Here is a 13,417-nt window from a genome sequence, read left to right as displayed (position 1 = left end):
GGGTACCCGGCTCTTTCTCCTGTAGAAAATACACACATTCCCTGCATGGCAAAATCGATCCCAAGAAATCTCTCTGCCGGTCTTTTTTCCACTGTTTGGTTCTCACAGCAGAACAAAAGACTGGCAAAATATTTCCCGGATGGCTCACGGCTCACAGTTACAGACTTCAGTTTCCAGTCTGATGGAATCTGACGGTGAAGTTTTATCCTTATGACGGACATCTTTGGAAGTTTCAGATGGGTATCCTGCAAAAGGATATTTCCGTTTAGTGCATTGGTCGTATATGAATTTCTTGCATGCTTCTTTGATTTATAACGTGGAAATCCGCAGGCTGGTTCCCGAAAAAACTTCCGGAACGCACTTTCCAGATGCAGCTGCGCATTCGCCAGGGCAAGGGAATCCACCTCCTTCAGCCATGGATATTCCTTTTTATATCCGGCCGGTGTGTTCCGGAGCATCTTTTTTTCTTTCTGGTAATAGCTGATCTTATCTGCAAGCATCTGGTTATAGATAAAGCGGCTGCAGCCGATTGTTTGCTCTATCTGAACTCTCTGCTCTTTATTTGGATAAATCCTTATTTTTACGGCGCGGTTCATTCTTCTCACCCTGGCTTTCTATATACTGCCGTATCGTTTCAATCGTTGCTCCGCCTGCACTGAGCAGACAGAATATCTGACCCCAGAATGCATCTTTCATGGTCTAACTCCATTATATTTATCATCCTTTTTCTTATATCAACGGATATGTATTTATGAACTAATTGTTCTTTTCAGTATACTACATCAGGGAAGGGAGAACAAGTGTTTCTTTTATACTATAGAGATTTTTTTGAGCAGACATGCTCCGATGTGCAATTCATCTCACCACCTGAAGAGGTGAGAGAATTCTTGCTACATTTGTTAAATGTATTTTAGTATAAATTTGCGGGAAATGCAATGTAGGGGAGAACGGGTAAAAGTAAACAAAAAAATAAGAGTAAAATTAGACGCTTTGCCAATAGATTTTTAAAAAGGAAAGTTTTATACTCTACTTACAGTTAAGACATAAACATAAGTAAAAGACATAAATAACGAAATGAACGAAAAAAAGGAGGTTCTATCATGAAATTAACAAGAGAAGGAATCAAAGAGCGTGAAGCATGGGAGAAAGCAGGCATCAATCTTCCAGGATACGATGTAGAGGCAGTTACTGAGAAAGCGAAGAAGGAGCCAGGCTGGGTACATTTCGGAATCGGAAATATCTTCCGTGTATTTATCGGAGGTATTGCAGATGGTCTTCTGGAAGGGGGAGTTCTTGACAGAGGCATCACATGTGTAGAGACCTTTGATTATGATGTAGTAGATAAGATTTACGCGCCATATGACAACCTTGGCTTAAATGTCATTCTCCACGGTGATGGAACCCGTGAATACAAAGTTCTTGGGGCGCTTGCAGAAGCAGTGAAAGCACAGTCATCTGATGCTGGACAATGGGACCGCCTGAAAGAAATTTTTGCGGCTAAATCCCTGCAGCTGGTTTCCTTCACTATCACAGAAAAGGGTTATGCACTCCAGAAAGCAGACGGAACATGGTTCCCGTTTGTGGAAGCAGATATTAAGAACGGACCGGATAAGGCAACGGGAGCAATGGCAGTTCTTGTGGCTATGCTGAATGAGAGATATAAAGCAGGGAAATATCCGATCGCCCTGGTATCCATGGACAACTGCTCACAGAACGGCGCCAAGCTTCGTGAGTCCGTGCTGACTATGACAGAGGAATGGCATAAAGCGGGCTTCGTAGATGATGGCTTCGTAGATTATGTAACGGACGAGAAGGTGGTTGCATTCCCGTGGACCATGATCGACAAGATCACACCTCGTCCAAGCGAGCAGATCGCAGCAGACCTTGAGAAGCTTGGCGTTGAAGACATGCAGCCGGTGATCACAGGAAAGAAGACATACATAGCACCATTTGTTAATGCTGAGAAGCCACAGTATCTTGTTATCGAGGACAGCTTCCCTAACGGACGCCCTGCTCTGGAAAAAGGCTTCGGCGTATATATGGCGGACAGAAATACCGTCAATCTTTCCGAGAGAATGAAAGTAACCGTATGCCTGAATCCTGTACATTCCGCAACCGGCCCTCTTGGTGTGGTACTTGGCTATGATCTGTTTGCACATATGCTGAACACGAACGAAGATATGATGAAAATGGCCCGTATGGTTGCTTATGACGAGGGACTTCCGGTAGTTGCAGATCCTGGAATCCTTTCCCCGCAGGCATTTGTGGATGAACTCTTTAATGACCGTTTCCCGAATGAGTATCTTGGAGATACCAACCTTCGTCTGGCTGTAGATGTGTCCCAGATGGTAGGTATCCGTTTCGGTGAGACTGTAAAAGCATATGTGAAGAAATTTGGAGATGCTTCCAGACTGACAGCAATCCCGCTGGGAATCGCAGGCTGGCTGAGATACATGCTGGCTGTAGATGACGAAGGAAACAAATTTGAGCTTGCACCGGACCCGATGAATGAGGAGATCACAGAGCAGCTTGGCGATATCGTGATCGGAAAACCGGAAACCTTCAAGGATCAGCTGAAGCCGATCCTTTCCAATGAGAGATTGTTCTTCACAGACCTTTATAAAGATGGTGTCGGAGAGAAGATCGAGGATATGTTCCGTGAGATGATCGCAGGACCCGGAGCTGTAAAGGCAACTATTCATAAATATGTAAAATAAAACCAGGGTTACGAGAACGGTTTATGTAAGTATTTTGCATAGGAGAGTAGACAAAAATGATAGTAAAAGTAATTTTAGGTACAATGCAGAATGCAAGAAAGCTGGTAAGTATTGCAGAATCCATCCCCTATGATGTAGAATTATGTTATGGCCGTTATGTTGTAAATGCGAAGTCTATGCTTGGTGTCTTAAGTATGCCTGAGTTTGACGAGGGAGAGCTTCATATACATACAGATAATGAGAAAGAATGCGAGAAGATCCTTTTTCAGCTGCTTGATCAGAACCTTATTGTGGACACAGGAGATGCTGTGAAAAGATCCATCTATGATATCACAACCTTTGGTGAGATCCTGATCGATTTTACATCTCAGGATATCAATGAGGATGGACAGATGCTGTATGCCAGAAATCCGGGCGGTGCACCTGCCAATGGTGCAGTTGCAGCCAGCAGACTGGGAGCTCATACTGCATTTATCGGTAAAGCAGGAAAAGATATGCACGGAAAGTTCCTGAAATCTGTTCTTGAGAAAGAAAACGTGGATACCAAGGGTATGCTCCTGGACGAAAATTATTTTACTACACTGGCTTTTGTGGAAGTCAGCGAGACTGGAGAGAGGACTTTCTCTTTTGCAAGAAAACCGGGAGCGGATACGAAGATCCAGAAGGAAGAAGTGGATGTGGATGTGCTGGATCATACCCATATTTTTCATGTTGGATCCCTGTCCCTGACGGATCAGCCTGCAAGAGATACCACGTTTTATGCGGTAAAAAGAGCAAAAAACAAGGGCAGCGTGATTTCTTACGATCCCAATTACCGTGCATCTCTGTGGCCGGATGAAAAGACAGCGAAGAAGCATATGAGAAGCCTGGTTCCCTATGTGGATCTTATGAAGATTTCGGATGAAGAGACAGAACTTCTGACAGATCATAAGGATGTCCGGGAAGCAGCAGAAGCACTGTACAGCCAGGGCGTGAAAGTTGTGGCAGTTACACTTGGCGGCGAAGGAGCATATCTTTACGGCAAGGATGGCGGCTGTATGGTACCGGGATTTGCAGTGAAACAGATCGCAGACACGAACGGAGCCGGAGATTCTTTCTGGGGCGGTTTCCTGTACAAAGTCAGCACAGCAGAGAAACATCTGGACGAGCTGACCCAGGAGGATCTGAAGGAATTTGCCCGTTTCGGCAATGCAGTGGCCAGTCTCTGCGTGGAGAAAAAAGGTGCGATCCCGGCAATGCCGGAGCTTGCACAGGTGGAACGCAGAATTGCAAAGTGATCGTATTCATAAAACTGTAGCAGAGTTGAATCTAAATTGCGAAGCGATTGTGTTTATGAGTATGTCAGATTTATGAAAGGATGGGGTTTTGAAATGAATTTAAAAGATCAGATGAACGGAGTTCAGCACGTAGGTGTGCCAACCAATGATATTGAGACAACCATTAAATTTTATGAGGCACTGGGATTTAAGATCGCTTTCCAGACGGTGAACGAGGCTGCCAATGAGAAGGTTGCTTTCCTGAAGCTTGGAAATCTTGTGATCGAGACTTACGAGAACAAAGCAGCAAAAATGGAATCCGGCGCCATTGACCATGTTGCCATTGATGTGAAGGATGTGGAGAAAGTCCACGAGCTGGTGACAGCAGCCGGACTGAATACTACCAATGATGAAGTCTATTTCCTGCCGTTCTGGGAGAATGGTGTGAAGTTCTTTACTATTGAAGGCCCGAATAAGGAGAAGGTGGAGTTCAGCCAGTATTTATAAAATGTGTAAGTCAGTTAAGTCTCCTGCAAGAATGTGGGTACCTGTCTTAATGGGAATTTACAATACAGTAAAAATACGCTAGAATAGAATACTGTTAATATTCATCTAAATAAAAAAGATCTATAAGAACAGGAGTATATACATGCTGGGACTTAAACCAATAAAGACTTTACCCATAAGAGAAAAGATTGCGGCGAATCTCAGAGAGGCAATTCTTTCAAAAAAAATTCCGGCGGGGGAAATTCTGACACTGGAAAGTACTGCGCAGGAACTTGGAGTGTCCATTACACCTACAAGAGAAGCCTTTCAGATTCTGGCAAGAGATGGACTTCTGGAACTGGAGCGAAATAAACGTGCAGTAGTTCTTGGAGTGAATGAAAAAACGATCCGCGAACATTTTCAGGTGCGGGCGGCACTGGAAAGTGAAGCCTGTGTTTTGTGTTGTGAAAATAAGATCGATCTTCAGAGGATTGATCAGATCCTCAAGGTTTCCAGAGAAGAGATAGAAAAAGGTGATTTTGAAAGTTATTCAAGTCTCAATCAGACTTTGCACATGGAATTATGGACAGCAGCAGGAAATGATAAACTTAAAAATATGCTGTCAGAACTGTGGAACGGACTGTCCAGAGGCGTACTGGTAAATGAAGAAGAGTACGTAAGAAAATCTCTGAAAGAGCATGAGGAAATTGTAGAAAGTATTCGAAAAGGTGATGCTATGGAATGTTATCTGCGTATGCAGAAACATATAAAAAGCAGTTGTGAGAACTTTGTGCAACGGTATAATTAGGCTGTAGAAATTACCATTTTTCTGTAAAAAGTATACAAAAACAGAACAGATAATTTTTACAAAACGCCGAAATTGTTAATTGTTATTGACAGTTACGGCGTTTTTCACTATTCTTTATGTATACAATATAAAAAATAAAAAATAAAAAGTAAAAAAGTAAAGAAAGGCGCAATGAAATGAACGACAAGAACATAATTGTGAACAAGCCGGAACCGAAACCGGGTATACTTGAGCGTGGTGATCTTTTTGCGATCGCAGTAGGAATGGTAATCGGCTCCGGAATGGTAACTCTGATCGGACCGGCAATGGCTTATACCGGTTATTCTGTATGGCTTGCTTATCTGACAGCGATTGTCATGGGATTCTTTATGGTTTTTCCGTATATTATTCTTGGTGGGACCATGCGCGTGGCAGGAGGCCCGTATTCCATCGTAACGAACCTTTCCGGAGTCAGCACCGGAGGTCTGGTAGCTTATACGAAACTGGTAACGCCGATCCTCAACAGTTCTTTTGCGTTGGCACTGGGATTGTATTTGAATAATCTCCTCCCGGGAATTACAGTGAAAGCACTGGCAATCGCAGGTGTTGTTATCCTGTTTGTGCTGAATCTTCTGGGAATGGATATTTTTGCAAAGGTAAGCAAGATATTATCAACGGTTCTTCTGATCACAATGGTTCTGTATGTTGTTTTCGGACTTACACAGATCAGACAGCCGATCTTTGATTTTTCAGGAGATAAGATGTTTACCGGCGGCTTTAAAGGCTTTATGCTGGCGGCACTTCTTCTTATCAATTCCGCAAATGGTTACTACAATGTTCTGTGGTATGGTAAAGACGCGAAAAGAGCAACGAAAGATGTTCCGTTTGCGGCAATGTCCTGCGTGCCATGTCTGCTTTTTATTTATGTGGGCCTTGCGATGGTTACAGGTGGGGTGCTTCCTCACGATAAGGTTGCAGGTGTGGAAACAATCCTTCCGGCAGCACAGGAGATCCTTCCTGGTATTGTGTATAAACTTTTTATGATCGGCGGACCGATCATGGCAATCATCACTACTTTGAATGGTGTATTTAATGATGTACGATATCCGATCGCTCAGGCTGCCAAGGATGGATGGCTGCCGAAAGGAATTCTGAAGGAAAACCGTTTCGGAGCACCGTACCTGATCTATACCTACACACTGATCGTAGTGTTGCTTCCGATCATTTTTGATATGAGTATCGTGACGATCACAAATATTTTCCAGGTGATCACATTTTTTATGAATGTTACAGTTGTGTATGCAATTTCACGTCTTCCGAAGAAATATCCGGATACCTGGAAGAAGAACAAATTTCACCTTTCCAGTGCAGGACTTTACGTATTCTGTACCATCAGTATCATCATTTACACGATTATTTTTATAAAAGGAATTTTCAGTATTAAACTTGTATATGCAGTATCTGCTGTTATAGTTATGGTTGCATTGATCCTGATTGGTGTATATCTCACCAGAAAAGGTGGAATCCGTATCGAGACATCCATATGGCAGCCTGCAGAGGAGGAAAAAAATGAATGAATTAAATCCGTTCAAGCTGGCAAAAATGCTTGAGGAACTTGAGAACACCGTAGAATTACACAGTATTTCTGTACGGTATAAAGGAGAAAAGGTTGTTGAAGGAGCCTGGGCACCTTTCTCAATGGAAGAGCCGCAGATGATGCATTCTTTATCAAAGATCGGAACAAGTATCTGTGTTGGATTTGCGGTGGATGAGGGAAAACTTCATCTGGAGGATAAATTTCTGGATTATGTGAGAGAAGATCTTCCGGATGAATATGATGAAGCCCTGGAAAATATTACCGTATATGATCTTCTTACCATGCAGGCCGGTTCCCCGGAATGCTGTAATAATGTATGGTTTTCCAGACTGGAAAAAGACTGGGAGAAGAATTGGCTTGGACAGCCTAAGCTGAAAGAAGATATCGGAAAAGTTTTTCATTATGATTCCGGATGCAGCTATACACTTTCCAGGATCGTGACCAAAGTTATGGGTGAAAACTGTCTGTCCATTATGCAGAAACGTGTTTTTGACAAACTTGGTTTTGGAAAGATCAACTGGCTTACAAGTCCTGAGGGACATAATACCGGCGGCTGGGGCATGTATCTGACCGCAGATCAGATTTCCACACTGGCACAGCTCCTTCTCCAGAAAGGAAACTGGAAGGGTGAGCAGCTGGTGCCACAGTGGTGGATCGAAGAGATGGGACAGTCAAGAGTCGTAATTCCCGGAGATGAGAAAAAAGCACTGACTCATTATGCATATCACATCAAAGCAGGAAAAGAGATCTTTGCGGCAGAAGGAGCATTTGGACAGTATTTGGTGTGCTTCCGGGAACTTCCGGTTGCCATTGGCATTACCGCAGGTGCGAGAGAATATCTTGCGGCAGATATCTGCCTTAAATATATGAAGGAAGCAGTTTCCATACCTTGCCCGGAAGAAAAACGGGAAGAAGGAGAGAAATATCTGGAAGCAAAAATAAAAAGCCTTTCTCTGCCACAGCCGGAAGGCAGACTGAAAACTGCGGAAAAAGAACTCAGTGGATTATTTAACCGGGAGATTATTTTTACAGAAAATCCGAGAAACATTGAAAGTGCAAAGATCATTCCGGAAGGATGTAAACTGCGTCTGGAAATGATAGTCCAGGGTGAGAAAAAGATTGCTTATGCAGGATTTAAGAGCTGGAAACAGAACGATCTTTATCCGGATGATTTTACAAAGAGATATCACAGCATTGCTTATGGAATGGATCAGGAAACGTTATATCTGTCTGTGGGACTGCTCAACACTTCCTACAGGGAAGAGTATTCCTTCTGGGTCAATTCTAAAGATACCGTGATCGCGACCTGGAGACCTAACGTTACCTATCTTCCGGAACAGCCGGATATGGTATGGAAGTTTACAGGAAACTTTAAATCCTGAAGAGAAAAAACTCAAAGTATAGACCGATAAAAATATAGCAATTCCTCCAACCTTATGATAAAAGAAACGAACAACCCGCAGGATACTGACTTGCCATCAGTGGTCCGATGGGTTGTTTTTTGTTTGGAATAAGTCTACAATAGGAAACAGAAATTTTTATTATTGTGACATAGGGAAGAAAGTGTACGATGAAAATACATTACAGAATTAAAAATAATGCAATAGAGATCGTTCGGTGTTATGGTACCGATGACCGGATCGTGCTGCCGGAAGAGATCAATGGTCTTCCGGTAGTCAGTGCGGCGCCGTATGCGTTTTCTGCACATAAGGATGGAGAAGAAGATGCAGAAACCTGGGAGAGCGAAGATGTAATTTCGTTCGGAGAAGAGAGACTTCTTGCCGGAGAGGAAGTGCAGGAGATCGTTTTTCCCGATACACTGAAGGAAATCGGAAGATATATTTTTTATGGATGCAAAAAGCTGGAGCGGCTGGAATTTTCGGATACGCTGATGCAGGTGGGAACCGGGGCGTTTACGGGCTGTAGCGGGCTGAAGGAGCTTGTGATCCATCAGAAAAAAGGGCTCAAGTCCTGTGCAAAGGAGATCCTCGGTGAGCTGTGGCAGAAGATTGATGTGGATTTTCTGTATGAAAATGGTGAGGCAGGTGGAAAACGTGCGCATATGGTTTTTCCGGAGCATTATGATGAGGCGGTGGAGAATACGCCTGCGAGAATTTTGTTTACGGAGTATCATGGCTCAGGGACCAATTACCGGCAATGCTTCTACAGCAAAGAACTGGATTTCGCAGAGTATGACAGCCTGTTTGATATGGCAGTGGTAATGGATAAGCTGGAGGTTCTGGTTGATATGAGCTTTGGGCGGCTTCGTTATCCGTGGCAGCTCAGTGAAAAGGCGAAGAAGCAGTATGAGGATTATATCCAGGGAAATCTTAAGGATATCGGGGAATTTCTGGTGGAAAGCGGAAGCTTAAATGGTCTGGAGCTGCTTTCTCGGGAAAAACTCTGGAACAGAGAGGGCCTGGAACATAGTATTGATGTGGCGTCCGGGAAGAAGGATATGGAGATTTCCGCATTTCTGATGAATGAACGCAGCCGGATGCTGAAGGAAGAGCAGAAGGTGGCCGGGGAGACAGAAAATGAGAGGTGCCCTGTTAAAAGGAGAAAGAAGTTTCAGTTATGAGTGATATAGAAACAACTGAAAAAAATAAAAATAACTTCCTGCCCGGTCAGGGATCCAATCCCCAGGAGGCGGCCCAGCGTCTCCAGGACATCGGCAGCAGCATCCTCCGGGCGGCAAGAGACGAGCTGTATCTTGGCATGCGTTTTCTGGATGTGGCGCTGAGCAGCTTTATTTATCAGATGGATGGTTCGGTCAGTCCGTTTGGAACAGACGGGGCTGTGATGTACTTCCATCCGGCACAGCTTGGCGGGCTTTATAAAGAAAACAGGATTCTTGTGAATCGAGGATATCTCCATATGGTATTTCACTGCATTTTCCGGCACTTTGGGAAGCCGGGAATAGAGAAGCGTTTGTGGAATTTAAGCTGCGATATTGCAGTGGAGCATATGATCGACGGGATCTACCACCGCTCAGTCCGATATTCCAGAAGTCTTCTCCGGAGGGAAACCTACCGTCTTCTGGAAAAGGAAAAGAAGACGCTGAATGCAGAGAGAATCTACAAGATTCTGAAAGAAGAATTTCTGAAGGAAAAAGAACTGGCACAGCTTGAAAAAGAGTTCTACGTGGACGACCATAAATACTGGGCAAACCAGCAGCCCGACCGGAAACCCAATCCCCTGATGAGCAAAAAATGGGGAGATATCAGCGAAGGAATTGAGACAGATCTGGAGACCTTTTCCAGGGAGGCAGGAGCGCAGGACGGAGATTTTCTGGATCAGCTGAAAATAGAGAACCGGGAACGATATGATTATCGGGAATTTCTGCGGAAGTTTGCAGTATTTCGGGAAGAACTGACTGTAGATCCGGACAGCTTTGATTATAATTTTTATACCTACGGGCTTTCCCTTTACGGGAATATGCCGCTGATCGAACCCCTGGAAACCAGAGAAGTGAAAAAAGTTTCGGAATTTGTCATGGTGATCGATACCTCCATGTCCTGTTCAGGAGAACTGGTACAGAGATTTCTGGAGGAAACCTATGGGATCTTAAGCGACAGCGGGAATTTTTTCCAGAAGGTAAATATACACATTATCCAGTGTGATGAGAAGGTGCATTCGGATGTGAAGATCACCAGCAGAGAAGAACTGCAGGATTACATGGACAGCCTGGAACTTTACGGTGATGGAGGTACAGATTTCCGTCCGGCTTTTGCTTATGTGGAAGAGCTGATGGAAAAACGTGAGTTTGAAAATCTGAAGGGACTGGTGTATTTTACAGACGGTTACGGTATTTTTCCGGCAAAGATGCCGCCATACCGGACAGCATTTGTATTTATGGAGCAGGAGCCTGAGGATGTGGATATCCCGGCCTGGGCCATGAAGCTGGTGATCACGGAGGAAGAATTGTAAAGAATTATATCCATATCTTATGTCATGAATCTGATATTTTAATCTTTTATTTTGTATATTGCTATCTGCATATCAGTTATAGTGTAGAAAATAGGTAACAGCAGACAATGTTACGGAAAATATACAGAACAGGAGATTGTATGGCATGAGATATGGGTATTTTGATGAAGAAAAAAAGGAATATGTGATTACCAGGCCGGACACACCTGCTCCGTGGGTGAATTATTTGGGATCGCCGGAATACGGAGCAATCGTTTCCAATAATGCAGGGGGATACAGCTTTGCAAAATCCGGGGCGAACGGCAGAATCCTGAGATATATTTTTAATCAGTTTGATCAGCCGGGAAGATATATTTATCTCAGGGATAATGACACAAAAGATTATTGGTCAGCATCCTGGCAGCCGGTTGGCAAAGATCTCAGTGAGTATAAAAGTGAATGTCATCATGGCACAGCCTATACTAAAATGATGGCAGATTACAGCGAGATACATTCAGAGGTGAGATACTATGTACCGCTTGGGCAGTCCTACGAGGTATGGAATCTGAAAGTTACCAACTGCTCAGACAGAAAACGTGAGATCAGTGTGACTGGATATGCAGAGTTTACAAATAACAGCAATTATGAACAGGATCAGGTGAATCTGCAGTATTCCCAGTATATTACAAGAACAGTATTCTGTGGAGATCGTGTACGTCAGATGATCCATGCGAATCTGGACGGCCTTAAGGATGGGGAAGAGGTTGATAACAAGAACGTGTTCAACCGATTTTTCGGCCTGGCTGGAGAGAAGGTTTCTTCCTGGTGTGGTGACAGGGAAAAATTCCTTGGAAGATATCACGGATACAACAATCCAGCAGGGGTTGAAGCTGGTGTATTATGTAATGAGGGAAATTATAATGAAAACAGCTGTGGAGCTCTTTCAGCTGTAATTACTCTGGAACCGGGAGAAAGTCGGGAAATGGCTTTTCTGGCAGGAATGAAGGAGGATAATGAAGCAGCGGAGATTATAGCACATTATGCAGACTGTGAAAAAACATGCGCGGTGGAGCTTGAAGAACTGATCAGTTACTGGCACGGACAGCTTGCACATTTTCAGATCAGAACACCAAGTCCGGAATTCGATACCATGATCAATACATGGAACGCATATAACTGTTTTATGACATTTATCTGGTCACGTGCAGCATCTTTTACTTATTGCGGACTTCGTAACGGATATGGATACCGTGATACTGTACAGGATATCCAGGGTGTGATCCATCTTGCACCCCAAATGGCACTGGATAAGATCCGTTTCATGTTGTCAGCACAGGTAGATAACGGCGGCGGTCTTCCACTTGTGAAATTCACACATAATCCGGGACATGAGGATACACCGGATGATGCATCCTATGTACAGGAAACCGGTCATCCGGCATACCGCGCAGATGATGCACTCTGGCTGTTCCCTACTGTATACAAATATATTTCAGAGACAGGAAATTTTGCATTCATCGATGAAGTGATCCCGTTTGCAAACAAGGATGAAGGAACTGTATACGAGCATCTGAAAAGAGCTATTGACTTCTCCATGAACCATCTTGGCAGACATGGAATGCCGGCCGGACTTTATGCAGACTGGAATGATTGTCTGAGACTTGGAAAGGATGGGGAATCTACTTTCGTTGCATTACAGTTCTATTATGCAATGACTATCCTGAAAGAGTTTGCAAAATACAAAAAAGATGAAAAATATATAAAATACCTGGAAGAAAAACAAGAGCAGCTTGGAAAATTGATCCAGGAACTCTGTTGGAATGAAGATCGTTTTATCCGTGGGTTTACGGAGCGGGGAGAGGTTATCGGAAAGAGAACTGACCCGGAGGCAAACATGTGGCTGAATCCACAGAGCTGGGCTGTGATCAGCGGCCTTGCAACAGAGCGGCAGGCAGATCTGGCTCTTCAAATGGTTTATGAAAGATTGAATACAGAATACGGTGCAATCCTTATGGATCCTCCATATCATGCAAATGCTTTCGACGGAGCACTTGCGGTTATCTACAATGCAGGAACAAAGGAAAATGCGGGAATCTTTTCACAGTCACAGGGATGGCTCATTCTGGCAGAAGCACTTTGCGGACATGGTGAGCGTGCATTTAATTATTTCCTGGAGAATGCTCCGGCAGCGCAGAATGACAGGGCTGAGATCAGACAGCTGGAGCCATACTGCTATGGACAGTTTACAGAAGGAAAAGCAAGCCCGAATTTCGGACGATCTCATGTGCACTGGCTGACAGGAACAGCATCTACTGTGATGGTAGGATGTGTAGAAGGAATTCTTGGCATGCGTCCGGATTTCTATGGCTTACGTATAGCACCATCGATTCCAAAAGAATGGGAGAAGTTTGAGATAAGCAAGGATTTCCGTGGATGTCATCTCCATATCACTGTGAAGAATCCGGGACATGTGGAAGCCGGATGTAAAAAACTCTATGTAAATGGAGAAGAACTTCCGGGTAATTATATTCCGCAGGAGAAACTTACCGGTGAGACAGAAATTGAATTCTATATGTCATGACATAATGGATATAAATTGCGAGGAGATCACATTTATGAATACAAAGTAAAATGGAATATAAATACCGTTTTATTTTGGCAGGAA

At 43.8% G+C, this 13,417-nt stretch carries 10 protein-coding genes and 1 pseudogene; 9 read left to right on the top strand and 2 right to left on the bottom strand.

Annotated features, from left to right (window positions below):
- Window positions 1–596 (bottom strand): RNA-guided endonuclease TnpB family protein (locus tag DMI82_RS07565; RefSeq protein WP_146207144.1); only part of this gene is annotated, 596 nt, incomplete at its 3' end.
- Window positions 559–693 (bottom strand): annotated as a pseudogene (locus DMI82_RS07560) (hypothetical protein); the annotation flags it as partial. The pseudogene DMI82_RS07560 and the gene DMI82_RS07565, both read right to left, overlap by 38 nt.
- Before the next feature lie 407 nt (window positions 694–1,100).
- Between DMI82_RS07560 and DMI82_RS07555 the strand changes: the two are divergent.
- The 9 genes from DMI82_RS07555 to DMI82_RS07515 all read left to right on the top strand — a co-directional run bounded on the left by DMI82_RS07555 (window position 1,101) and on the right by DMI82_RS07515 (window position 13,333).
- Window positions 1,101–2,717 (top strand): mannitol dehydrogenase family protein, encoded by a 1,617-nt coding sequence (locus DMI82_RS07555; RefSeq protein WP_022427075.1) that lies wholly within the window; start codon window positions 1,101–1,103, stop codon window positions 2,715–2,717.
- A 320-nt stretch (window positions 2,718–3,037) separates the two neighbouring features.
- Window positions 3,038–3,994 (top strand): carbohydrate kinase family protein, encoded by a 957-nt coding sequence (locus DMI82_RS07550; RefSeq protein WP_227574164.1) that lies wholly within the window; start codon window positions 3,038–3,040, stop codon window positions 3,992–3,994.
- A gap of 93 nt (window positions 3,995–4,087) precedes the next feature.
- Complete coding sequence (locus DMI82_RS07545; protein ID WP_110102973.1) at window positions 4,088–4,480, top strand: VOC family protein; 393 nt, start codon at window positions 4,088–4,090, stop codon at window positions 4,478–4,480.
- Window positions 4,481–4,622: 142 nt separating this feature from the next.
- Window positions 4,623–5,267 (top strand): GntR family transcriptional regulator, encoded by a 645-nt coding sequence (locus DMI82_RS07540; protein WP_059086720.1) that lies wholly within the window; start codon window positions 4,623–4,625, stop codon window positions 5,265–5,267.
- A gap of 176 nt (window positions 5,268–5,443) precedes the next feature.
- A complete protein-coding gene (locus tag DMI82_RS07535) occupies window positions 5,444–6,823 on the top strand; it encodes an APC family permease (protein ID WP_110102972.1) in 1,380 nt (459 codons plus the stop codon).
- Window positions 6,816–8,225, top strand: coding sequence for a serine hydrolase domain-containing protein (locus tag DMI82_RS07530; RefSeq protein ID WP_110102971.1), 1,410 nt, complete (start codon window positions 6,816–6,818; stop codon window positions 8,223–8,225). The genes DMI82_RS07535 and DMI82_RS07530 overlap by 8 nt, the downstream gene beginning before the upstream one ends.
- Before the next feature lie 188 nt (window positions 8,226–8,413).
- Window positions 8,414–9,424 carry a leucine-rich repeat protein gene (locus DMI82_RS07525; RefSeq protein ID WP_110102970.1) on the top strand — a complete coding sequence of 337 codons (1,011 nt, stop codon included), beginning with the start codon at window positions 8,414–8,416 and terminating at the stop codon, window positions 9,422–9,424.
- Window positions 9,421–10,773: a vWA domain-containing protein gene (locus DMI82_RS07520; protein ID WP_110102969.1), complete on the top strand. Its 1,353-nt coding sequence runs from the start codon at window positions 9,421–9,423 to the stop codon at window positions 10,771–10,773. The genes DMI82_RS07525 and DMI82_RS07520 overlap by 4 nt, the downstream gene beginning before the upstream one ends.
- 145 nt (window positions 10,774–10,918) lie before the next feature.
- Window positions 10,919–13,333, top strand: a complete 2,415-nt coding sequence (locus DMI82_RS07515; protein WP_015526176.1) for a GH36-type glycosyl hydrolase domain-containing protein — start codon at window positions 10,919–10,921, stop codon at window positions 13,331–13,333.
- Window positions 13,334–13,417: the final 84 nt, after the last annotated feature.

Source organism: Blautia sp. BCRC 81119, assembly GCF_003184505.1.
GTDB classification, from domain to species: domain Bacteria; phylum Bacillota; class Clostridia; order Lachnospirales; family Lachnospiraceae; genus Blautia_A; species Blautia_A fusiformis.
This window is presented reverse-complemented; position numbering and strand designations above follow the sequence as displayed.